This window comes from Phytoamicus setariae (assembly GCF_016722925.1).
GTDB classification, from domain to species: domain Bacteria; phylum Pseudomonadota; class Alphaproteobacteria; order Rhizobiales; family Rhizobiaceae; genus Rhizobium_E; species Rhizobium_E setariae.
This window is the reverse complement of sequence record NZ_JAEQNC010000001.1, coordinates 100220-122784: the sequence shown is the minus strand read 5'-3', so window position 1 is coordinate 122784 and position 22565 is coordinate 100220. Positions and strand designations below refer to the sequence as shown.

23 protein-coding genes, 1 tRNA gene and 1 other RNA gene are annotated in these 22565 nt (G+C 60.1%); 15 read left to right on the top strand and 10 right to left on the bottom strand.

All coding sequences use genetic code 11. The features are described 5' to 3' along the window. Window positions 1-162: 162 nt before the first annotated feature. Complete coding sequence (locus JJB09_RS00640; protein WP_201651774.1) at window positions 163-1551, bottom strand: M20/M25/M40 family metallo-hydrolase; 1389 nt, start codon at window positions 1549-1551, stop codon at window positions 163-165. Window positions 1552-1777: 226 nt separating this feature from the next. On the opposite strand from JJB09_RS00640, the gene JJB09_RS00635 reads away from it, so the two are divergent. The 5 genes from JJB09_RS00635 to JJB09_RS00615 all read left to right on the top strand — a co-directional run bounded on the left by JJB09_RS00635 (window position 1778) and on the right by JJB09_RS00615 (window position 6581). Beyond that, the gene (locus JJB09_RS00635) at window positions 1778-2158 is read left to right on the top strand and encodes a methylglyoxal synthase (protein WP_201651772.1); all 381 of its coding nucleotides are present in this window, start codon (window positions 1778-1780) and stop codon (window positions 2156-2158) included. Between the two features lie 25 nt (window positions 2159-2183). Next, the gene (locus tag JJB09_RS00630; RefSeq protein WP_201651770.1) at window positions 2184-3200 is read left to right on the top strand and encodes a glucokinase; all 1017 of its coding nucleotides are present in this window, start codon (window positions 2184-2186) and stop codon (window positions 3198-3200) included. A gap of 88 nt (window positions 3201-3288) precedes the next feature. Beyond that, window positions 3289-5091, top strand: a complete 1803-nt coding sequence (locus tag JJB09_RS00625; protein ID WP_425523667.1) for an ABC transporter ATP-binding protein — start codon at window positions 3289-3291, stop codon at window positions 5089-5091. Next, entirely contained in the window at window positions 5088-5912 is an 825-nt protein-coding gene (gene dapB, locus JJB09_RS00620; RefSeq protein ID WP_201651768.1) for a 4-hydroxy-tetrahydrodipicolinate reductase, read from the top strand. The genes JJB09_RS00625 and dapB overlap by 4 nt, the downstream gene beginning before the upstream one ends. A 33-nt stretch (window positions 5913-5945) precedes the next feature. Continuing rightward, window positions 5946-6581 carry a 2,3-bisphosphoglycerate-dependent phosphoglycerate mutase gene (locus JJB09_RS00615; protein ID WP_201651766.1) on the top strand — a complete coding sequence of 212 codons (636 nt, stop codon included), beginning with the start codon at window positions 5946-5948 and terminating at the stop codon, window positions 6579-6581. A gap of 28 nt (window positions 6582-6609) precedes the next feature. On the opposite strand, the gene JJB09_RS00610 is transcribed toward JJB09_RS00615, so the two are convergent. Both JJB09_RS00610 and JJB09_RS00605 read right to left on the bottom strand, forming a co-directional pair. Further along, window positions 6610-7488, bottom strand: coding sequence for a methylated-DNA--[protein]-cysteine S-methyltransferase (locus JJB09_RS00610; RefSeq protein ID WP_201651764.1), 879 nt, complete (start codon window positions 7486-7488; stop codon window positions 6610-6612). A gap of 70 nt (window positions 7489-7558) precedes the next feature. Further along, complete coding sequence (locus tag JJB09_RS00605) at window positions 7559-8059, bottom strand: DUF2244 domain-containing protein (protein ID WP_201651762.1); 501 nt, start codon at window positions 8057-8059, stop codon at window positions 7559-7561. A 21-nt stretch (window positions 8060-8080) separates the two neighbouring features. Between JJB09_RS00605 and nth the strand changes: the two genes are divergently transcribed. Continuing rightward, on the top strand, window positions 8081-8833 hold the full coding sequence (gene nth, locus JJB09_RS00600; protein WP_201651760.1) for an endonuclease III: 753 nt from the start codon (window positions 8081-8083) through the stop codon (window positions 8831-8833). Here nth and JJB09_RS00595 read toward each other — a convergent pair. Next, window positions 8805-9536 carry a sulfate transporter family protein gene (locus JJB09_RS00595; protein WP_201651758.1) on the bottom strand — a complete coding sequence of 244 codons (732 nt, stop codon included), beginning with the start codon at window positions 9534-9536 and terminating at the stop codon, window positions 8805-8807. The two genes, nth and JJB09_RS00595, sit on opposite strands and share 29 nt — an antisense overlap. A gap of 81 nt (window positions 9537-9617) precedes the next feature. On the opposite strand from JJB09_RS00595, the gene JJB09_RS00590 reads away from it, so the two are divergent. Continuing rightward, window positions 9618-9896: an Rdx family protein gene (locus tag JJB09_RS00590; protein WP_201651756.1), complete on the top strand. Its 279-nt coding sequence runs from the start codon at window positions 9618-9620 to the stop codon at window positions 9894-9896. A gap of 77 nt (window positions 9897-9973) precedes the next feature. On the opposite strand, the gene JJB09_RS00585 is transcribed toward JJB09_RS00590, so the two are convergent. Beyond that, entirely contained in the window at window positions 9974-10366 is a 393-nt protein-coding gene (locus tag JJB09_RS00585) for a BA14K family protein (RefSeq protein ID WP_201651754.1), read from the bottom strand. Between the two features lie 321 nt (window positions 10367-10687). Between JJB09_RS00585 and JJB09_RS00580 the strand changes: the two genes are divergently transcribed. Both JJB09_RS00580 and JJB09_RS00575 read left to right on the top strand, forming a co-directional pair. Further along, window positions 10688-10774: transfer RNA gene (locus JJB09_RS00580), tRNA-Leu, on the top strand. A 396-nt stretch (window positions 10775-11170) separates the two neighbouring features. Next, window positions 11171-12034, top strand: coding sequence for a LysR substrate-binding domain-containing protein (locus tag JJB09_RS00575; RefSeq protein ID WP_201651752.1), 864 nt, complete (start codon window positions 11171-11173; stop codon window positions 12032-12034). 24 nt (window positions 12035-12058) lie between these two features. Here JJB09_RS00575 and JJB09_RS00570 read toward each other — a convergent pair whose 3' ends face one another. The 4 genes from JJB09_RS00570 to JJB09_RS00555 all read right to left on the bottom strand — a co-directional run bounded on the left by JJB09_RS00570 (window position 12059) and on the right by JJB09_RS00555 (window position 15107). Then, window positions 12059-13102, bottom strand: coding sequence for a zinc-dependent alcohol dehydrogenase family protein (locus JJB09_RS00570; RefSeq protein ID WP_201652635.1), 1044 nt, complete (start codon window positions 13100-13102; stop codon window positions 12059-12061). A 118-nt stretch (window positions 13103-13220) separates the two neighbouring features. After that, window positions 13221-13718 carry a heme-degrading domain-containing protein gene (locus tag JJB09_RS00565; protein ID WP_201651750.1) on the bottom strand — a complete coding sequence of 166 codons (498 nt, stop codon included), beginning with the start codon at window positions 13716-13718 and terminating at the stop codon, window positions 13221-13223. Continuing rightward, window positions 13711-14703 carry an NAD(+) diphosphatase gene (nudC, locus tag JJB09_RS00560; protein WP_201651748.1) on the bottom strand — a complete coding sequence of 331 codons (993 nt, stop codon included), beginning with the start codon at window positions 14701-14703 and terminating at the stop codon, window positions 13711-13713. Before nudC ends, JJB09_RS00565 begins: the two co-directional genes overlap by 8 nt. Further along, window positions 14703-15107, bottom strand: a complete 405-nt coding sequence (locus tag JJB09_RS00555) for an HIT domain-containing protein (RefSeq protein WP_201651746.1) — start codon at window positions 15105-15107, stop codon at window positions 14703-14705. The genes nudC and JJB09_RS00555 overlap by 1 nt, the downstream gene beginning before the upstream one ends. A gap of 92 nt (window positions 15108-15199) precedes the next feature. On the opposite strand from JJB09_RS00555, the gene ffs reads away from it, so the two are divergent. The 3 genes from ffs to JJB09_RS00540 all read left to right on the top strand — a co-directional run bounded on the left by ffs (window position 15200) and on the right by JJB09_RS00540 (window position 17574). Beyond that, an RNA gene (gene ffs, locus JJB09_RS00550) (signal recognition particle sRNA small type) lies at window positions 15200-15297 on the top strand. A 105-nt stretch (window positions 15298-15402) separates the two neighbouring features. After that, window positions 15403-17232 carry a DNA polymerase III subunit gamma/tau gene (locus JJB09_RS00545; protein ID WP_201651744.1) on the top strand — a complete coding sequence of 610 codons (1830 nt, stop codon included), beginning with the start codon at window positions 15403-15405 and terminating at the stop codon, window positions 17230-17232. Between the two features lie 18 nt (window positions 17233-17250). Beyond that, entirely contained in the window at window positions 17251-17574 is a 324-nt protein-coding gene (locus JJB09_RS00540) for a YbaB/EbfC family nucleoid-associated protein (RefSeq protein ID WP_201651742.1), read from the top strand. Window positions 17575-17673: 99 nt separating this feature from the next. Here the strand turns inward: JJB09_RS00540 and JJB09_RS00535 are convergent, their stop codons facing one another. After that, complete coding sequence (locus tag JJB09_RS00535) at window positions 17674-19686, bottom strand: mechanosensitive ion channel family protein (protein WP_246748522.1); 2013 nt, start codon at window positions 19684-19686, stop codon at window positions 17674-17676. Window positions 19687-19954: 268 nt separating this feature from the next. On the opposite strand from JJB09_RS00535, the gene JJB09_RS00530 reads away from it, so the two are divergent. The 3 genes from JJB09_RS00530 (at window position 19955) to JJB09_RS00520 (ending at window position 22548) form a co-directional block, all read left to right on the top strand. Next, window positions 19955-20566, top strand: a complete 612-nt coding sequence (locus tag JJB09_RS00530) for a LysE family translocator (protein ID WP_201651740.1) — start codon at window positions 19955-19957, stop codon at window positions 20564-20566. A 99-nt stretch (window positions 20567-20665) separates the two neighbouring features. After that, on the top strand, window positions 20666-21271 hold the full coding sequence (gene recR / locus JJB09_RS00525; protein ID WP_201651738.1) for a recombination mediator RecR: 606 nt from the start codon (window positions 20666-20668) through the stop codon (window positions 21269-21271). A gap of 26 nt (window positions 21272-21297) precedes the next feature. Beyond that, on the top strand, window positions 21298-22548 hold the full coding sequence (locus JJB09_RS00520; protein WP_201651736.1) for a lytic murein transglycosylase: 1251 nt from the start codon (window positions 21298-21300) through the stop codon (window positions 22546-22548). Window positions 22549-22565 lie beyond the last annotated feature (17 nt).

Genomic DNA, 22565 nt, shown 5'->3' with positions numbered 1-22565 from the left:
CGCCTTACCGCCTAGCGCCTTGCGTATCCGCTTGTTGGTGTACTTCGATCTGCCTCCACGTGACATGACGGTTCTCCATTCCTGATCTGGCTTTGAAACAGGCCAGCGCAGGAATGGTTCCGCCTGCCAACGTGCGACAGGCGCATAGCGTGATGGCGCCGCTCAGCCCTTGAGCGCGGCCATGATCCGGATCCAAGAGCGAATGCCCTTGTGGTAGGAGGTCAGCTCGTATTTCTCGTTGGGCGAATGGATCCGGTCATCCGACAGCGCAAACCCGGCAAGCAGCGATTCCATGCCCAGCATTTTCTGGAAATCGCCAACGATGGGAATCGAGCCGCCCATGCCAATGGTGACTGCAGGCTTCGGCCATTCGTCCGACAACGCAGCCTTGGCCTTGTTGAGCAGCGCTGAATCATAGGGTAGCTGGATCGCCGGCGAACCGCCGTGCTTGTGAAATTCCACCGAGCAATCGGCGGGAATCTTCGACTTGACATAGGCGCGGAAAGATTCGCGGATTTTGTCCGGATTCTGCTTGCCGACAAGCCGGAACGAAACCTTTGCGGACGCCTCAGCTGCGATCACCGTCTTGAAGCCATCGCCGGTGTAACCGCCGATGATGCCGTTGACTTCCGCAGTCGGGCGAGCCCAGGTCGATTCAAGCACGCCACGGCCTTTTTCGCCCGAAGGTACCGACAGGCCAATTTCGCCCAGGAACTTCTCGTCGCTCATGCCGAGGGTCTTCCACGAATCCTTCACGTCCTCGGGCGTTTCTTCGACACCGTCGTAAAAGCCCGGAAGCGTCACCCGGCCATTATCATCATGCAGACCATCGAGAATCCTGGCGAGGATGTGGATGGGGTTGGCGGCGGCACCGCCGAAATAGCCCGAGTGCAAATCGCGGTCGGCGGCCTTGACGACGATCTCCTCGCCCACCAATCCGCGCAGACCGGCAGAAATTGCGGGCGTTTCCGCATCCCACATCGATGTATCGCACACCAGCGCGAAATCGGCCTTCAGTTCAGCGGCATTCGCTTCAAGAAAAGGCTTCAGGGACGGCGAGCCGGATTCCTCCTCGCCTTCGAAAAGGATCGTGACCTTGACCGGCAGCGAGCCATGCGTTTCCTTGAAGGCGCGGCATGCCTCGACAAATGTCAGCAACTGGCCCTTGTCGTCGGAGGTGCCACGTCCGGTGATGACTTTGCGACCGTTGGCGGTTTGCTTGATGGTCGGTTCAAACGGGTCGGTTTCCCACAGATTGATCGGGTCCACCGGCTGAACATCGTAGTGGCCGTAGAAGAGCACGTGTGGCGCATCCGGGGCCGCACCCTCGTGATGGGCCACGACCATGGGATGGCCGGGCGTTGGCCGAACCGATGAGGTGAAGCCGAGGCTCGCCAGGTAGTCGCTCAGCCATGTCGCTGCACGGGCGCATTCCTCCTTGTAGGCCGGATCGGTGGAGATCGATTTGATCCGGCAAAGCGCGAACATCCTTTCGAGGCTGGAATCGAGATTGGCGTCGGCGCGGGAAAGAACGGTATCGAGAGCGGGCATGACATTCCTCACTGATGAGCACTGATGAGCACTGATTTGCTCGGGAGCTTAGCGAATCGCCAGCAAGAATTCGCCTCGCTTTTTGAACATTCTGTGGCAATTCTGTTATGCATTCGGGCCATGGCTCGAGAAGGGCGGTCAAATCGATTGAAATCCTTTGATCCCCGAAAAAAATCCGCTATAGCCCAACATTGAAGATCTCGGTTCAAGCGGCGGGGGAACTGGTTTGGCAAAACGGGAAACGATCGCACTGATCGCACACGATCAGAAGAAAGACGATCTTGCCGATTTCGCGCGCACCCACGAGGCGGTGTTGTCGCAGTTCGATATCGTCGCGACAGGAACCACCGGCGGCAGGATTATCGAAGCGTGTCCCTCACTCTCGGTCAGGCGCATGAAGAGCGGTCCGCTTGGCGGCGACCAGCAGATCGGGGCGATGATCGCTGAAGGCGAAGTCTCCATGCTGATCTTCTTTACCGACCCGCTGACGCCCATGCCGCATGACGTCGATGTCAAAGCCTTGACGCGGCTGGCAACCGTCTACGACATTCCAATGGCGCTCAACCGCGCGACGGCCGAAATTCTGATCGGCGCATGCGATCGATAAAAAGACAATACCGGGCAGGACTCCCATGGCAAACGCTTACGATCACTATCCCTTCCCGATCCTGATCGGCGATATCGGCGGAACCAATGCGCGCTTTTCGCTGCTTGCCGATGCCTATGCGGAACCCAAAGAGTTTCCGATTGTCCAGACCGCAAAGTTTGCGACTATCGACGAGGCCATCCAGCGGGTCGTTCTAGACAAGACCTCGATGCATCCACGATCGACGATTCTTGCCGTCGCCGGACCGATCAACGGCGATGAAATCCCGCTGACGAATTGCCCGTGGGTGGTGCGCCCGCGCGCGCTGATCGACAACCTCGGCTTCGAGGATGTGGTGGTGATCAACGATTTCGAGGCGCAGGCACTCGCGGTCGCCTCGCTGGGCAACGAAAACCAGATCCAGATCGGCCGGGGCAGCGTGTTGCCGGGGCATTCCAAGGTCGTGCTGGGACCGGGCACTGGCCTGGGCGTCGCCGGACTGGTGCATGCGCTGAATGCCTGGATCCCGGTGCCGGGAGAAGGCGGGCATGTCGACCTCGGCCCGCGCAGCGTGCGCGATGAGAAGATATTTCCGCATATCGAGCAGATTGACGGCCGGGTATCGGCCGAGCAGATCCTGTGTGGACGCGGCATGGTCAATCTCTATCGGGCGATCTGTGCGGCCGATGGCGTTGCGCCGGCGTTTTCCGATCCCGCCGACGTCTCCAACAACGGCCTTTCGGCGGAAAATGCACAGGCCGCCGAGACGCTATCGCTGTTTGCCACCTATCTTGGTCGCGTCGCGGGCGACATGGCGTGCGTGTTCATGGCGCGGGGCGGCGTCTACCTCGCCGGGGGCATCCCCCAGAAAATCCTACCAGCACTGCAGCGCCCCGAATTCCGCGCCGCCTTCGAGGACAAGGCACCACACAGTGCTCTTATGGCAACGATCCCCACTTTTGTCGTGACCCATCCCTTGGCGGCGCTGGCAGGCCTCTCCACATATGCACGCACGCCATCGCAATTCGGCGTCGCCACCGAAGGCCGACGCTGGCGGAAATGACTGTTCAAAGGCGTCGCTTGCCGCTACTAGAGCCTTTCAATTGCAATAGGCCCTATGCCGTAGCGTTGTCGGCCAGGAAAGTTCTGATTTGAGTGTATCACGCCCCCAGAAGCAGGAAATCGACCGTTCGGCGATCTTCCCGGTGATCAAGCGGGTTTTCAAGGAGAACGCGCGCGAGCATATGCGCGGCTACATCCTGGCAATCTCCTGCCTGATGGTCGTGGCGCTGTCGACGGCTTTCACTGCCTGGGTGATGGAGTCTGTGATCAACGAGACGTTCGCCAACAAGCGCACCGATCTCGTCTGGATCATCTGCATTTCCATTTTCGTCGCCTTCTCGCTGAAAGGTCTGGCGTCCTACGGCCAGGCCGTGGCGCTTACCAAGATCGGCAACGCGATCGTCGCTCGCTATCAGAAGCGCCTGTTCAACCATCTGCTGGCTCTGAACCTCGGCTATTTCTCGGAAGCGCGCTCGGCGCGGATCACCGCAACGATCTCGCAGAATGTCAACGGCATCCGTGACACGCTGAACCTCACCATTACATCGCTTGCCCGTGATGCGTTGACGTTCGTGGCACTCGTCGGCGTGATGTTCTCGAAGGACCCGCTGCTGTCGGTGATCGTCTTCCTGGCAGCCCCGCCGATGTTTATCGCCATGCGGATCATCGCCCGGAAAATCCGGGTCGCTTCGCGTGAATCGGTAGAATACAACGCCCATGTCAGCGGTGCGATGCAGGAGGCCATCCAGGGGCTGCCAATCGTCAAGGCTTTCACCATGGAAAGCCAGTTGAGAGGTCGCGTCGAGCATCTGGTCGATACTGCAGAAAGGCGCGCCAACCGCATAGCCCGGCTTTCCGAACGCACCGCGCCATTGACCGAGAGCTTCGCCGGCGCGGCGATCGCACTCGTGCTCGGCTACGCCGCCTACCAGTCTATCTACAACGGCCAGCTTCCGGGTGCCTTCATCGCCTTCATCACCGCGCTGCTGCTTGCCTACGATCCGGCGCGGCGGTTGACGAAACTGCAGGTGCAGATGGAGCGCGCCTACGTCAATGCGAAGATGATCTACGACATCCTCGATACGCCCATACCGATGCGTGACGTCGCCGAGGCTAAACCGCTGGAAGTGACCGCCGGCAAGATCGAATTCCGCAATGTGCATTTCGGCTATGGCGCCGATCCCATTCTGAAGGGCGTGAGCTTCGTGGCCCAGGGCGGCGAAACGACCGCATTTGCCGGCCCCTCGGGCGCCGGAAAATCGACGATCATCAACCTGATCCCGCGGTTTTATGATCCCGATCAGGGCCAGATTCTGATCGACGGTCAGGACCTGCGCTTTGTGACAAAGCAATCGCTCCGCGAAAAGCTCGCTTACGTGTCGCAAGCACCCGTGCTGTTTGAAGGTACAGTGCGTGACAACATCCGCTATGGCCGGCCGGATGCAACGGATCGCGAGATCGAAGATGCTGCACGACTTGCCTATGCCCACGAATTCATCCTCAATCTGCCACTCGGATACGATACCCCGGTGGGCGAGAACGGCGCCAACCTGTCCGGAGGACAGAAGCAACGGCTGTCGATCGCCCGCGCGCTTGTGCGCAATGCGCCGATCTTGCTATTGGACGAGGCGACCTCCGCACTCGACAATGAATCGGAAGCCGCGGTGCAAAAGGCCTTCGAAAACGCCATGAAGGGCCGAACCGTGGTGGTGATCGCCCACAGGCTTTCGACCATTGCCGAAGCCGACAAGATCATCGTCATCGAGGCCGGGCAGATTGCGGAAGAAGGCTCGCATGACATGCTTGCACGGGAAGAAGGCGGGCTCTACGCTCGCCTGAACCGGCTGCAGATACGAAAAGACGACATCTCTTCGATGGGAACAGGACAATGACGGATACCGAGATGAAGATGGTGGTGGTGGCCGGAGCCGCCGGGCGCATGGGACAAACCCTGCTGAAGGCTATCCACGCCGCAGCAGGCATGCGCATCCATGCGGCGATCGAACGGGAAGGCTCTGCCGCCATCGGCAAGGACGCAGGCGACGTCTGCGGCATCGGCCCGATCGGTGTGCCGATCACGGCCGATCCACTCGAGGCTTTCGTCAAGGCCGATGCCGTCATCGATTTTACTTCGCCGGCGTCGACGGTGGAATTCGCGGCCCTCGCGGCCCAGGCCCGCATCGTCCATATCATCGGCACCACCGGCTGCTCGCAGGACGATGTTGAAAAGATCAAGGCTGCCAGCCGTCATGCCCGCATCGTCATGTCCGGCAATATGAGCCTCGGCGTCAACCTGCTTGGCGTGCTCGTGCGGCAGGCCGCTGCCGCGTTGGAAGCGGTCAACTGGGACATCGAAGTGCTGGAAATGCACCACAACAGGAAGGTGGATGCGCCATCGGGCACCGCTCTGCTGCTCGGCGCGGAAGCTGCCAAGGGCCGGGGCATCGACCTGCTCGCCAATGCCGTCAAGGTGCGCGACGGTCACACCGGTGCGCGCGAACCGGGCTCGATCGGATTTGCGACGCTGCGTGGCGGCGGCGTGATCGGCGATCACGAGGTTATCTTCGCCAGCGAGACCGAAATGGTGACGCTTTCACACCGGGCTACCGACCGGTCGCTGTTTGCGCAAGGGGCCTTGAGAGCCGCGCGCTGGGCTTTCGACAAGAAGCCCGGCTTCTACAACATGCTCGACGTGCTCGGGCTCGACAGCTGACTATCCTGACATGCAGATGAGGAGAATGACCCTATGAGCGGAACGTTGGTACTGGTTCGTCACGGCCAGAGCGAATGGAACCTGAAGAACCTGTTTACCGGCTGGAAGGATCCCGACCTGACCGAACTCGGCGTTACCGAAGCCAATGCCGGCGGCCAGGCGCTCAAGGACTACGGTATCAAGTTCGACATCGCCTACACATCCGACCTGGTGCGTGCGCAGAACACGCTCAAGATCATCCTGGATTGCGTCGACCAAAGCGGCCTTGAAACCATCCGCGACCAGGCGCTCAACGAGCGCGATTATGGCGATCTGTCGGGCCTCAACAAGGATGACGCGCGCGCCAAGTGGGGCGAGGAGCAGGTGCATATCTGGCGCCGATCCTATGACGTGCCGCCGCCGGGCGGAGAGAGCCTGCGCGACACCGGCGCCCGCGTCTGGCCCTATTACCTCACCGATATCCTGCCGCAGGTGCTGGCCGGCAAGAACGTGCTGGTCGCCGCCCATGGCAACTCGCTGCGTTCGCTGGTGATGGTGCTCGACCGCCTGACCAAGGAGCAGATCCTGTCGGTCAATCTCGCGACCGGCGTTCCCATGGTCTACAAGCTCAATGCGGATTCCACGGTCAAGTCCAAGGAAGTGCTGGGCGACATGTCCGGCGCCCATTGAGCGCGAATTGAGCTGACGGGCGAAGGCGTCACGCCTTCGCCGCTTCCCAGCCGAGCATCGCCCGCTTGCGGGTCAGGCCCCAGTGATACCCGGTCAGAGCGCCGGATTTTCCGATTGCGCGATGGCAGGGAACCACGAACGACACCGGGTTGCGGCCGACGGCCGCGCCGACCGCGCGCGATGCCTTGGGCGCGCCGATGCGATTGGCGAGGTCCGAATAAGTGCAGAGCCGACCAACCGGAATTTCCAGCAATTGTTCCCAGACCCTGATCTGGAAATCCGTGCCGATCAACACGACGCGCAGCGGCTCGTTTGCCTGCCAGCGCTCAGGATCAAAGATCCGCTCCGCGTAGGGCAGCACCGCTGCGTCATCGTGGCTATAGACGGCATCTGGCCAGCGGTGTGTCATGTCCTCCAGGGCAAACTGATCGCCGCCTTTGTCCTCATCAGAGAAGGCAAGGCCGCACAGGCCGCGGTCGGTCGCCATCAGCAGGGCGCGACCGAACGGCGAATCGTGGAAGCCATAACGGATCGCCAGCCCCCTGCCCTTCTCTTTCCACTCGCCGGGAGACATGGCCTCATGGGTGACGAACAGGTCATGCAGCCGCCCCGGTCCAGACAAACCAAGCTCGATTGACGCCTCGAGCAATGGCATCCGTTCCTCGCCGAGCAGGCGCTTGGCGTGATCGAGCGTTACCGCCTGCAGAAACGCCTTGGGCGAGAGCCCAGCCCAGCGGGTGAACGTCTTCTGCAGCTCGAGCGGGTCGCGACCCATCTCGCCCGCTATCCGGTCGAGCGAGGGCTGGTGCTGGTAGTCCTCGGTCAGCATTTCGATGACACCCGACACCACGGCATAATCGTCGCCTGCGGGAGTGATGTCCTTCGCGTGATTTAGAGAAATTGTCATGCCCGTAATCCTTGTTTGGATGAAGCTTGGCATGAAAGGCGGCCCGCGGCCACCCGCTTCTTGCACGGTTCTAAATCCGCCGCTTGACCGTTGCCAGCGCCGACGTGAAGGCGCGCGCGAAGCTCTCGCGCTCGTCGGCGCCGAGGAACATGCCGACCGGCGTGTACCGCCCCTTGCCGGTCACGGCCATCGATGTGATCCCATATTCTTCGTGCCGCGCCACGTCGAAGCGCGCCCAGAACGGGCTGTACAGGCTCCGCGTGATCCTACCTGCCGGGGAAACCTTATGAATCTCGAGCTCGGTGCGTGAAAGCATGATCCTCTCACGCGCCCTGGCCGACCGGTAGTTCAGCCAGAAGGCTCCGTAAAGAAGGATGAAATCGATCCCAAAGAACATCGCCACCGGCAGCGCGCCGGTTACCATGAAGAAGATCGCGTTGAAGAAGCAAAGCACAAAGGTGAGTGCCATCAGCACGCGAAAACCCGTCTTTCCAAGGGAACGGTGAGGTTTCAGCTCGGCGGTAAAAACCGGCTGGCTGTTGATCGTCTCGCTGTCGTTCCCTATCGTCATTGCTGAAACTATAGGACAATCATGACAAAGCGCAACCCGATCGAAGCCGTAGCCACCGCGACCAGAAAGATCCGCAAAAAACTCACCTTCCGCTGTCCGTACACGCCGGAAGAAATAGAGGAAATCTTCCGGCGATTCTCGATCCTACGGCCCGAACCGAAGGGTGAGCTCTTCCACACCAACCCCTACACGCTTCTCGTCGCCGTGGCGCTTTCGGCGCAGGCGACCGACGTCGGTGTCAACAAGGCGACGCGTCCGCTGTTTGCCATTGCCGATACGCCAGCGAAAATGCTGGCACTCGGCGAAGACACCGTGCGCGAATACATCAAGACGATCGGCCTCTATCGCAACAAGGCCAAGAACGTCATCGCACTTTCCGCCAAGCTGCTGACGGATTTCGGCGGTGAGGTTCCCAGGACACGAGAAGAACTGGTGACGCTGCCGGGCGTCGGGCGCAAGACTGCCAATGTGGTTTTATCCATGGCCTTCGGGATAGCCGCGCTCGCGGTCGACACCCACATTTTTAGAATTGGCAATCGCCTGAAGATTGCACCGGGCAAGACGACTGACGAGGTCGAGAACCATTTCCTGGAAATCATCCCGCCGCACTATCTTTATCACGCCCACCACTGGCTGATTCTGCACGGGCGCTATTGCTGCAAGGCACGGCGCCCCGAATGCGAAAAATGCGTTATCGCCGATATCTGCAAATCGCCCGACAAGACCTGCGACGTGCCGGCGGAACTCAAGGAACTGCCGCCGCAGGTCTTTTAAGCGCGGCATCCTTCTCTTTCATCGCCTTGAACAGATGGACCATCAGCACGGCCGCAAACAGCGGTGTCAGCAGGTTGAGAACCGGCACGAGAAGCAGGAGACCAACCAGCATCCCTGCCAGGATCACCGTGCCCTGATTGACACGACGGTACTGCTTTGCCCCGGCCACGCCGAGATGGCGGCTGGCGGCAAACTCGAAATACTCCCGGCCGATCAGGTAGCCGTTGACGACAAAGAAGATGACGATGTTGACGCCGGGCACCAACAGCAGCACCAGCGCCAGCAAGTTTGCAGCGATCACGACAAGGAAAAAACGCAAGCTGGAAGCAAGCGCCTGGCCTAGCGGCAGGGCCACACCGGGGCGATCGTCTGGATAATCCTTTCCTTCGATGATTTCAGCCGCGTCATCGAGAAAAAAACCGGCCACAATGGCACTCACCGGCGCGATCAGCATGGCGACCGCTGCAGCAAGACCCACTGCCCAGATGAAAGAGCCTGCAACGGCGAGCCAGCCTGCCCAGTCTGGCAGGCCGGGAAACCAGGGCTCGATCCATGGCATCACCCATGACACGAACGCCTGGCGGATGGAAAGCCACAATGCGGCCAGCGCGAGCACGGTCAAGCCCAGCACTTTCCAGAAAACACCGCGAATCTCCGGCGAAAAAATGCCGGCGGCAGCGCGGCTAGCAGACGTCAATATCATAGGGGTCTCCGGTGTTTTTGGGCCAGATGTCGGTGCGCCCTGCAGCCTTTGCAAGGTCGGAATGGAATGGTATCAGTCGGCATGACCCAAAAAGCGCGCGTGACCATCCTCTACTGCACCCAATGCAACTGGCTGCTTCGTGCCGGCTGGATGGCGCAGGAATTGCTCCAGACCTTCGGTCAAAGTCTCGCAGAAGTGGCGCTGGTGCCGGGTACCGGCGGAAATTTCGAAATCAGGGTGGACGACCAGCTGATCTGGGAGCGCAAAGCCGACGGCGGCTTTCCCGGCCCGAAGGAACTCAAGCAACGGGTTCGCGACATCATCGAGCCTGAGCGCGATCTTGGTCATACAGACCGATAGTCACGCTCAGCAATCGCATTGAACGACAAAGGGCAGGCGGTTCACCGCCTGCCCTTTGTCAGCTTACCAGCCGTCGATCAACGGTATGGCGAGTTGCAACGCTTGTAATAACCGTCATACGACAGGAACGTGTTGGTTCCCGGATTGTACGACCCATAGCGGTTCAGGCACCACCGGACGTGGGCGTTGTAACCGCGGCGCACGCCGTAACCCGGCGCAATAACCACCCGTGGAGCAATCCAGACTCGGCGCGGACCCCAATATCCACGACCACGCCAGTAACCACGGCCGCGCCAGTAGCCACGACCACGGCCGCAACCCCAACGTCCGCAACGGACCTGCGTGACATCAGAGCTCTTTTCAATTTTCAATGGCGCAGGTGCAATAGGCCCGGCTTCGGCTACCGACATCGGGATGACCGAAGCAACAGCGAGTGCGCCTGCCATCACGATATTGCGGATTTTCGACATATTCTAATCCTCTCAAGTTTGTCCGGAGCCATATGCTCCAAGGTGTCCCTTGCAGTAGACGTTTTTTTGTTCAATCTTATTCGTTGAACTATGACCACATTCTACAATACGTTGGCAACTCCAAAAAAATTCCCTCCGCTTGCAGTTGCAGTTCCAGGTTACCAATTGCTTATTTTTGGCAAAATGAGGGCAACCGCCTGCAAACCAGCCGCTCCAGCTGGAATGTTAGAAAAGGCTCAAACGGCGACCTCATTTTTCTCCTGCATTTTTTCAAAAACCCTGTTGACAGGCGGCCAGCCGGCCCGTACATGCACCGTCGTTGCCCAGATGGCGGAATTGGTAGACGCGCCAGCTTCAGGTGCTGGTACCCGAAAGGGTGTGGAGGTTCGAGTCCTCTTCTGGGCACCAGTCCTTTTTCCGACGGTCGTAAGCCGTTGAGAAAACTCAAAAAAGCCCGGTCCGCCGGGCTTTTTGCTTTTTTAGCGCCAAGCAAACGTCCCGCCTAAAGCCGCGATCGGCCCAGTTCGGTATCGGACAAATCGCTTCCTGAAAACCTCGGGGGATCAAACTCGCCTTCGGAGAGTCCAAGGTCTCGGCGCAAGTGGGCGTTGAGGCGCAAATCGCTCCCAACATCTGTGATCGCACCAGTCTTCTGCGACAGAGTGGCAAGCATTTTCTTCAACCAGTGCTGGATCATCGTTCTCATCGCAATTCCTCCTGGTCCTAGATTCGGTCGCCGCTTGACATAAATCAAACGAATATACTAAATCTCGTTCATGATTATTTTTAATGGCTATCGCAATCATGTCCAGCACCCTCGAAAGCGACCTCCTGCGCACATTCGTGGCCGTGGCCGACACCCGAAACTTCACCAAAGCGGGTGAAGTTGTTGGCCGCACGCAGTCGGCCGTCAGCATCCAGATGAAGCGGCTCGAGGAAAATCTCGGCGAGTCGCTGTTCGACCGCACGTCGCGCGGCGTGATCCTGACCACGCACGGCAATCACCTGCTCTCGAAGGCGCGGCGCGTGATCGCGATGCTGGAGGAAGCTGCAGCCAGCGTGCGCCAGCCGCATCTGAGCGGGCTGGTCAGGATCGGCATTCCAGAGGAATACAGCTCTTTCGTCTTGCCCAGGGCGCTGGGCAGCTTCGATTCAATGCATCCCGGGGTGGAAATCCTGGTTCGCTTCGGGCTGTCGGCGACCAACATTCAAGCCCTCAACAACGACCTGCTCGACCTTGCCGTGGTCTATGAACAGGGAGACCACTCCGCCCACGAACTGCTGTGCAGCGATCCCACCGTTTGGGTGACCTCCAAGATCCATGAACAGCATCTGCGCAGCCCGATGCCGGTGGCGATGTACACCAGCGAGAGCTGGTGCAAGACCATGTCGCTTGCCTCGCTCGACAGAAAGCAGGACAACTACCGGATCTCCTATCTCTCGGATAGCAGCAACGGACTGACGGCAGGGGTCCGCGCAGGACTCGGCATTGCCCCGCTGGCACGAACCAGCATACCGGACGATTGCCGGGAACTCACGGCGGCCGACGGCTTTCAAGTGATCGATTTCTCGCGCGTCGTCCTCCGACTCTCCAATCGTCTGGCCAGCGAGGCCATCCTTGGCATGGCGGATGCCATACGGCAGGCCTTCAGGGCATCACAGGCCTGACCAGCCGGCGACCCGTCGCCTGCCTCAAACGAACCGGTCTATGATCCTTATCCCGGTATCGGCGAAGGCATCCATGTTGGTCAGTGCGGATGCCGCCTCTGAAAGCGTCAGAGAGCCGCCGATCAGCTTTTGCGGCTGGAGCTTGCCGGCGGAAATCATCTCCAGCATGGCGTCGTATCGCCAGGCCTGCATGCCATGGCTGCCGTAAATCTCCAGCTCTCGGGAGATCACCTCGGCCATTGGTATCTTCGGGGTGGTATGCTCGCCGAGCATCAGCCCCACCTGGACGTGGCGCCCTCTGCGCCGCAAGTTGGCAATAGAGTTGAAACAGGTTTCGGGGTGGCCGAGCGCATCGATGGAAGCATGCGCGCCGCCGCCGGTCAGGTCCTTCACCGCTTGCACAACGCTGGCCACGTCTCGGCTGTTGATGGCCGCTGTTGCGCCAAGCGAAAGGGCCAGCTCCAGCTTTTCGCTTGAAATGTCAACCGCGATGACGCTGGCGCCCTGCGCCGCAGCAATCATGATCGCCGAAAGCCCCACCCCGCCACAGCCATGCACGGCCACCCATTCGCCGCCGCGCACGCGCGCCTGATCGACGACGGCGCGGAAGGATGTCGCGAAGCGGCAGCCAAGGCTGGCCGCTGTTGCGAACGCCATGCTGTCGGGCAGCGTCACGAGATTGTTGTCGGCATAGTGGATGGCGACATATTCGGCGAACGACCCCCAATGGGTAAAGCCGGGCTGGAATTGCTCCTCACAGACCTGCTGGTTGCCGGAGCGGCACTCATGGCAGTGTCCGCAGCCTGAAACAAAGGGAACGGTGACCCGATCGCCTACCTTGTGGCGTACGACCCCGTCGCCCACTGCAGCGACCACACCAGCAAATTCATGGCCGGGCACATGCGGCAGACGAATGTCGGAATCATGCCCCCTCCAGCCGTGCCAGTCGCTGCGGCAAAGCCCCGTCGCTTCGACCTTGACCACGACGGCACCCGGCACCGCGACCGGATCGGGAAGGGTCCGGATTTCAGGCATTTCTCCGAAACGTTCGTAGTACATGGCCTTCATCACGGCACCTCTTCACTCACGACGAAATTTCACTCACAGCACGGTCCGACATTCGGCGTCGGTCTGGCGGGTAACCTTGTTCTGCACATTGTCAGACCGGCAGTTTCCGGTCCGGTTGTCAAAAGTGCGGAAGGTCGACTTTCAGGAACAGGCCGAGCGCCTCGACAATCATGCGGTGATCGTCAAGCTGCGGCAGGCCCGAAACGGTAATGGCGCCGACGACGCAGGATTTCCGGATGCGCACCGGAAAGCTGCCGCCGTGGCCTGCATAGTCCATCAAGCCGATGCCCATGTCAGGGTTGATTTCCCGCCCCTTGAGCGCCAGCGTGTCGCCGAAAAGCAGGGAGGACTGGTGATAACGCAGCACAGTGTTGCTCTTGCGGCGTACCCAGTTGTCGTTGTCGGGTGTCGCGCCCGGCATTGCGGCGTGAAACAGCACACGGTCGGACGTGCGTATGTTGACGACGACGGGCGCGCGCTTGGCCCGGGCGATGCCGAAGATCACAGACCCGAGGTCAAAGGCCGTTTCTTCGGTAAAGGTCTGGAACTGAGCCAGTTGCTCCTGCTTCTTCAGAATGGCGACACGCTCCTCGCGGTCGATCTCCACCTCACTCATTTCGGGTCCTCTCCTGCTCAGGCCAGTCCAGCCAATCGCGAATCAGCCGATAGGCGATTGCGCCACCGACCGGTACATAAATTCCATCAGGGTGACCGCCTTCCACCATCGCCAGAACTTCGGCGCGGGTAAACCAGCGGCAATCCTCCAGTTCGGTCGTATCGGGCGTCACATCGAACGAGAGTGCTTCGGCATAGCAGCCGATCATCAGCGAATGCGGCATCGGCCATGGCTGGCTGGCATGATAGCGAACCTTGCCTGTTTCGATACCGGACTCTTCGAACGTCTCGCGGCGGACCGCGCTCTCGATCGTCTCTCCCGGCTCGACGAAGCCCGCCAGGCACGAATACATCCCTTCGCTGAAATGCGGCGACCGCCCCATCAGGCAACGGTCCCCAGCCACGTCGATGGTCAGCATGATGGCGACCGGGTCGGCGCGGGGAAAATAGAGCGTCGCGCAGGCCGAGCATTTGCGCCGGTAGCCACCTGCCTCACTCAAGGTGGACGCACCACATTTGCCACAGAAGCGCGCGGCGGCGTTCCAGGCGATCAGCGAGCATGCCTGGGCGAATTCGCCCAGCAACTCGTCGCCGATCAGGGCCTCGCGCATCAGCGTGCGCCCGTCGGCAAACTTCAGTTGATCGACGCTACTCTCCGGATCGAGTCCGACAGGCACGGCGAGCCGCGCCTCGCCTGTCTTTTCATAACCGAGCAGGATCGCGTTGTCGAAATCCGGCTCGAGATCTTCGAGTTCGTAGGGAGCAAACAGCGGATCGAGGAGCTGCTCCTCGTGCTTGAGCACCAACTTGCCCCCGGCAAACGCATAGAGGTGAACGCCTTCGCTCTTCAGCGCCGCATCCACGCAATCGGCCGGGCGATGCTCCGACTGCCGGTCCAGCCGGTTGGCTGAAAACGCGACTAGGCTTGAGGCTTCGGGATGGGGTTGCAGTACATCGAAAATGGAGTGTTGCTGCGTTTTGGGCATCAAAGAGCATCCAATATGTATTTCACCAAAGCCGCTTTCTCCGCTTCTGGATAGGGCTGTCTTTCACCGTATCCCCAGACCGGGCCGGGCCAGTTCGCATCGTTTTCATAGCGGGCGATGACGTGCACATGCAACTGACGAACGATGTTGCCAATTGCTGCGACATTGATCTTCTCCGCGCCCTTGACCTTCTTCAAGGCCTCGGCGACGAGATTGGTCTCGAAGGTCAACATGGCCTGATCGAGCGGGGCGAGATCGAACATTTCGCAGATATTGTCGCGCTGCGGGACAAGGATGAGCCATGGCCAGCGGCTGTCGTTCATCAGCCGGAGCTGGCAAAGGCCGATATTGGTGACGAGGACCGAATCGCCTGCGAGCCTCTCATCGAGTTTGAACGTCGCCAAATCCAGTCTCCCTGCAGGTATTTTTCATTTGCATATCAGTTTATTCCAAGTTTGGCTTGCAATCGAGAGCGATATTGACGATATGGACAGCGGGAGGCTGGTGGTGGACGCGCCACTCGCCAACCGGGTCAGGTCCGGAAGGAAGCAGCCCCAACGAGCTTCGGTACGGGTCATCGTGCCGGCCTCCCACCCTCTTTTTCCCGTGGACTTCGCTATTTCAGAGATGACCGGAATTTCCATTTCCGGTCAAGTTGGATAGTTTGATCCGGAAACAGGCGACAGCGCAGCGGACGAGATGGCAGACGAGCTCATTCCATCAGGACAACCAACCGAGAAGACCGGCTACCGCGTGCTTGCGCGCAAGTACCGGCCGAAGGACTTCTCCGACCTGATGGTCGGCCAGGAAGCCATGGTCCAGACGCTGACCAATGCTTTCGAGACAGGTCGCATCGCGCAGGCCTACATGCTGACCGGGGTACGCGGGGTCGGCAAGACCACCACCGCCCGCATCCTTGCCCGGGCGCTCAACTACAAGACCGATACGATCGACAAACCGACGATCGACCTGCGGGACCCCGGCATCCATTGCCAGGCGATCATGGAAGGCCGCCATGTCGACGTCATCGAAATGGACGCCGCCTCGCATACCGGCATCGACGACATCAGAGAGATCATCGAGCAGGTGCGCTACAAGCCCGCATCCGCCCGCTACAAGGTCTACATCATCGACGAAGTGCACATGCTGTCGACCGCGGCTTTCAACGGCCTGCTGAAGACGCTGGAAGAGCCGCCCGAGCACGTCAAGTTCATCTTCGCCACCACGGAAATCCGCAAGGTTCCGGTCACCGTCCTTTCCCGCTGCCAGCGTTTCGACCTCCGTCGAATTTCGGCGGCCGATCTCACCGGCCTATTCACCACCATTTCCGAAAAAGAGCAGATCACCGCCGAAGCCGAAGCGCTGGCGCTGATCGCACGCGCCGCCGAGGGTTCCGCCCGCGACGGCCTTTCGCTGCTCGACCAGGCCATAGCCCATGGCAGCGGCCATGTAGCAACCGACGCCGTGCGCTCGATGCTGGGTCTTGCCGATCGGGCGCGCATTGCCGATCTCTTTCGCCACATCACCAAGGGCGACATTAGTTCAGCCCTGAAGGAATTCGCTGGCCAGTACGAAGCCGGCGCCAACCCCACCGTGGTCTTGACCGATCTGGCCGACTTCACCCACCTGGTAACACGGCTCAAATTCATTCCGGAAGCGGCGAGCGATCCGTCGCTTAGCGAGATCGAACGAGTGCAGGGCGCCGAGTTCGCAAAGTCCATTGCGGTTACCACTCTGTCGCGGATCTGGCAGATGCTGCTCAAGGGCATTCCGGAAACCGAAAATGCCTCGCGCCCGTTTGGCGCCGCCGAGATGGTGCTGATCCGCCTGACCCATGCAGGCAGCCTGCCCTCTCCCGAGGATGCCGCGCGACGCATCGCGGCAATCGCCAGCGGCGAAGCGGAAGCGCCCGGTTCGGGTTCCCGGCCGACGAATGGCGGCGGCGGCATGACGCAATCCTACACGACCGATGCGCGCGGCCACGACCAGCCTTCGGGTCCCCGGACCTCGGGCGGAGGCGCCTCTGCCATGTTGCGCGCCGTGCCCAATACAAGGCCGGAACCCTCGCAGATGGTCGCACCGAGGATCGAAGAGAAGCCTCAGCCGACAGTCAACATCCGTTCGCTGGCCGATGTCGCAAATCTGGCTGGCGAAAAGCGCGACATGAAACTGAAGGCGCAGATTCGCCAGTTCGTGCGGCCGGTCCAGATCGAGCCCGGCAAGCTCGAGGTGGCACTCTCGCCCGACGCGCCACGTTCGCTCGTCAATGACATGGCACTGAGGCTGAAGGAATGGACGGGCATGCACTGGCTCGTCGTCCTGAGCAACGGTCCCGGCGGGCTGACGCTCGTCGAAAACGACGCCAAAGAGCGTGACGACCGGGTAGCGGACGCCCGCGCCGACCCTGACGTCGCGGCAATCCTTTCCCGGTTCCCAGGCGCGAAGATCATCGATGTTCGCATCCATGCTGTCGCTGAAGACGACGACGAGACGCTGCCAGAACCCGATTCGAATGACGACAACGACTGATTTCAGAGGAGTACCGCTATGAAAGACCTGATGGGCATGATGGGCAAGGTCAAGGAAATGCAGGCCAAGATGGAAAAGGCCCAGGCCGAGATCGCCGCACTCAGCATTGAGGGCAAATCCGGCGGCGGGCTGGTGACTGTCATTCTCGATGGCAAAGGCCAGATGAGCGCGATCAAGATCGACCCCTCGCTGTTCAAGGAAGATGATGTCGAGATCCTCGAGGACCTGATCGTCGCCGCACACAAGGATGCAAAGGACAAGGGCGAAGCCCAGGCCGCCGAAAAGATGTCGGCGCTGACTGCCGGCCTGCCGCTGCCTCCGGGCATGAAGTTCCCGTTCTGAGCCTGCGGGCCTTGCAGCCCGAACGCTGATCGCCCAAGTACCAAGACGAGCCCAATAGCCGGCACTTTACTCTGTGCCGGCTTCAGGCTTGCTTCATCCTCATTGTTCCGCCGCCGCAGCGGTTGCCTCGGCCAACTTCTTCTGCGCGGCAATTGCCGATGCCACGGCCGCATTTTCTGCCTTGTCCTCGCCGCCAACCTGGATAGTCGGCTGTGCGAACTCGATGCCGTTCTCCTTGAACGCCTGCCGTATCATTGTGTAGGCACGCCGACGGATCATCGATTGGTAGCCGGGTTTGGCCATGAAGGCGAATGCGAGTTCGATACCGTACTCGCTGATCTGCTCGACACCCTTCATTTTCAGTGTCTCGATAATTTCGGGGCCAACTTCCGGATCTTCAAGCAGCTCGGCCCCGATCGCCTTCACCAGCTTTTTCGCCTTGGCGATATCGGCATCGAATGTGACGCGCAGCAGGAACTTGTCGATCGCCCAGTCGCGGCTCATATTCTGCACCGCACCAAGCTCCCCGAAGGGGACAGTGAAGACAGGGCCGCGGTGGTGACGAAGCCTGATTGAACGGAGGCTGAAGGATTCCACCGTTCCCTTGTAACTGCCGCTCTGGATGTATTCTCCGACGCGGAAGGCATCATCCATCAGGTACAAGACGCCACTGATCACATCCTTGACCAGCGTTTGTGACCCGAAGCCTATCGCAACGCCGAATATGCCGGCACCGGCGATGAGCGGCCCGATCTGGACGCCCAACTCGGCAAGAACCATCAGGGCGGCAACGACAATAAACACGGCGGCAAGGCCATTGCGAAAAATCGGCAGTAGTGTCCGCAGCCTGGCCCGGCGCGCTGCCTCCTCGGGCGGCAAGGGCCCATCGGTTCGTACGGATTCAAGCTTGCGGTCGATCAATGCCTTGGTGAGGCTCCAACCGAGATCGAACACCAGGAGCACGATCATGCTGACGAACAGACCGCGTATGATGGTGTCGAGGAATGAGATTTCACGACCAAGATTTTGGGGATTGTACTGCCAGACGACCGCAAGCCATGCGACGGCGGCAGCGAAGATTACCGCTCTGACGCCGCGTACGACGAGAACGGTACGTATACTGTGCTCCGGCTGATCCGGCCAGCGGGCAGCGACGAATGCCTTTGCAAAGCGATCCACCGCCGGCAGTATTTTCGGGAGCGCGACTGCATAAAGGCAGGCCCAGAACAATACACGGAAGCCGCAGGACCAGAGCAGCCACAGCGCGACGAAATAGGCGGTCCGAACCAGCCTGGTACGGACCGGCGTGACGGACGGATCGGGATGTCGCCAAACGGCTTCGCAGCAGAGCCCCAGCAAAACGATGGTCGCAAGGAAAGACGCCGCGCGAATTGTGTCCGGAGGAACGGATAGTTTTTGGGCCAGCCGGGCAGTGGCAATCGAAAGCAGCAGGATGGCGCTGAACAGCAGCACCCTGCGATACATGAAGGTCGACAAGCTTCCAGCGGACAAGGCCATGGCGGATGCCGAGGCGACAATCCTGAAGGCAACAACGGCCAGCAGGTAGAAGAGTATGGCCGAATGCATAAGGTGCGGCCAGTCTATCGAAAGGAACGCCGCAGCCACAATCAGAATGAAGGCAACCAGCGGCACAAGCTCCATATACGTCCGTTTTAGCAGCAGGCTTTCGTTGGCAGTCCGGCGGATGAAGCTCCGGACCGCCCACTCGCCAAGAAAACTGACCAGCAGAACAATGGCAATGCTGCTGGCGGCAGACATGAACCCGCTGCTTGCAGCCTCGCTACGGACCCGTCCCGCCGCTGCGGCAAACTCGGATGGAACCGTCGGGATTGCCCTGAACAATTGCCGGAAACTCGATCTGGCATTGGCCTCCCATTGCTCGATGCCGGGCTCCAGTTCGGATTCGACCGGCTTGGCTTGAGTCTGCTGCTGTGTTTTCAGCCAGTCGCGGATTGTCGGATCGTCCAGCAACCGGATCAGTTCCGAGATTTTCTCAGGCGGCGGCGCGGGCGCTTGCTGGGCAAACGCAATCGCCCCGGACAAGGTGAGCATGAATGAAACAAGGAAGGCAGAAAAGCCAATGCGGAGCATTACGAACATCCAAAGCCTGCGGTTGTGGCAACTGAGAAAAGACGTGCAGTTTATTCCGAAAGCTGAAAGGTGGGTGCACCGCCAAGAAGCTGTAAAAATTACAGCTCTCAATCGCGGGTGCGATTTCCCCTTTCACACCGATTGAGAGCACTGAACCACAAAAAAACTGGTTCGGCAATGTTACCTTATTTGAAGGGCACGAGCCAGTCAGCCGGTTGCCGGATAAGATGCCTGGTGTATGATCCGACCTGCCACGGGAGGGATAACGATGACCTTAGCATCACTTGCCATCTTCGCGGGTGCGCTGGCGATCGCCGCCGGCTCGCCGGGCCCCAGCATCGCTGCACTGATTGCGCGTGTCCTGTCGCGAGGGCACCGTGACGTGTTGCCGTTTCTGGCCGCGATGTGGATCGGGGAGATGATGTGGCTGTCGCTTGCGGTGCTCGGACTTGCGGCAATCGCCGAGACATTCCATTACCTGTTCGTAGCGATCAAATGGATTGGCGTGGCCTATCTGCTGTTTCTCGCCTGGAAAATGTGGCACGCGCCAACCGGAACTGAAGGCAGCGCAATCCCGGACGCCGGCTCGGCGAGAAAGCTGTTTTTCGCCGGCATGACCGTGACACTCGGCAACCCCAAGATCATGATGTTCTATGTGGCATTGTTGCCCACAATCATCGATATCAATTCGGTAACGGTTGCAGGCTGGGCCGAACTCGTCGGGGTGATGCTGGCGGTGCTGGTCGCCATTGACCTTGCCTGGGTCCTGCTTGCCGCGAAAGCCCGCGGCTTCCTGAGAAGCAGTCGGGCAATGAGGATTGCCAACCGGACCAGCGCCGGCTTGATGGCGGGCGCAGCGGCTGCGATCGCCGCAAAATAACAAGTGGCAAGTTTACGACGATTTTCCCATTTCCGCCTGCGGCTTTCTTTCCGGCTAAAGTGATTCACAAACGTATCGAACATGGGATAAAAGCAGCCCATGGCAAAGCGAGTCACCGGACCAGAAATCGAAAAACTCATCCAGCTCCTGGCAAAGGTGCCGGGCCTCGGCCCGCGCTCGGCGCGACGGGCGGCCCTTCATCTCGTCAAGAAGAAGGACCAGTTGCTGGGCCCGCTTGCGAGCGCGATGGCGGAGGCCCACCAGAAGGTTCGCATCTGCTCCTGCTGCGGCAATGTCGATACGATCGATCCCTGTACGGTCTGTTCGGACGAGCGACGCGATCATTCTGTCATCATCGTCGTCGAAGACGTTTCCGACCTCTGGGCGTTGGAGCGCGCAGGCGCCATGAACGCCGCCTATCACGTGCTCGGCGGCACACTTTCGCCACTCGACGGCATCGGTCCCGATGATCTGAACATCCGTGGACTGATCGAGCGGGTCGGCGATGGACGCGTCAAGGAAATCATCATCGCCGTCAACGCGACCGTCGAGGGCCAGACGACCGCCCACTATATAACCGGCCAGCTTTCCGGGCTGGGGATCAAGGTCACTCGGCTTGCGCATGGCGTGCCCGTGGGCGGCGAACTCGAATATCTGGACGAAGGCACGCTGACGGCGGCGCTTCGATCGCGGACGACAATCTGACCCCCTAACAACAGCAAGGAGTGAGCATGAGTCTGCCACGCCCTACCTTGAAGGCAGCCATCGCTGCACTGGCACTGTTCCTGGCCCCGATATCGGCGTCCCACGCCGCCTCCCAGGCTGCGGTCGAAAAGCAGTTCCACAGCTGGATAGAAAGCGACATCTGGCCAGCTGCCCAGGCGCAGGGCATCTCGCGCAAGGCCTTCGACCGTGCCTTTGCCGGTGTGGCACTTAACTGGAAGCTTCCCGATCTCGTTGCCCCGGGCGAGAAGCCGAAGAAAAAGAAGAAACAGACCCAGGCAGAGTTTGCGACGCCGGGCCCCTACTTTTCCGAAAAGCGGCTGGCGAGCCTGGCGAGTCAGGGCAAGGCCTACGCGTCCTCGCATGCGCGCCTGTTGAAGAACATCGAAAGAAAATATGGGGTTCCCGGCGAAATCGTCGTGGCAATCTGGGGTCGCGAAACCGGCTACGGCAAGGCCAAAATCACTTCCTCCGAAATGGACGTGCTTGCCACGATGGCCTTCATGGGCGATCGAAAGGATCTCTTCCGCAAGGAATTGCTCGCCGCACTGCAGATGGTTGAAAGCGGCATCGACCCCAAAGCCATGAAGGGTTCATGGGCCGGCGCCATAGGCCAGCCTCAGTTCATGCCTTCCTCCTACCTGAAATATGCCGTCGATTTCGACGGAGACGGGCGCAAGGACATCTGGAATTCGGTGCCGGATGCACTCGGTTCCATTGCCAATTACCTGGTCGCCAAGGGTTGGCAGCGTGACCGTGGCTGGGGCTACGAGGTGATGATTCCTGACACTGTCTCCTGCGCGCAGGAGGGCCCGGACCTCGCCCAGCCGCTGAAGAAATGGGCCACGCTTGGGATCACACGCATTTCGGGGAAAGCTTTCCCTGGCAACGAGATGAAAGCCGACAGCATGATGCTGGTGCCGGCCGGACGGCACGGGCCGGAATTCATCGTCAGCCCGAACTTCTACGTTATCAAGGAATACAACAACTCCGACCTCTACGCGCTGTTCATCGGCAACCTGGCCGACCGCATCGCCAATGGGACGGGGCCGTTCAAGGCTAGTTGGGGTCAGGTGGGCCACATGCTGCGCTCGGATGTGCTGCATATGCAGCAGCGGCTCAACAAGATGGGCCACGATGTCGGCAAGATCGACGGCCTGCCGGGCTACAAAACCCGCCGCTCGATCGGCCGCTGGCAGCAGCAGAACGGCATCAAGCCGACCTGCTATCCGGATGAGGCTTTGCTCAGCAAAATATAACGGGCGGGCGGCGGCAA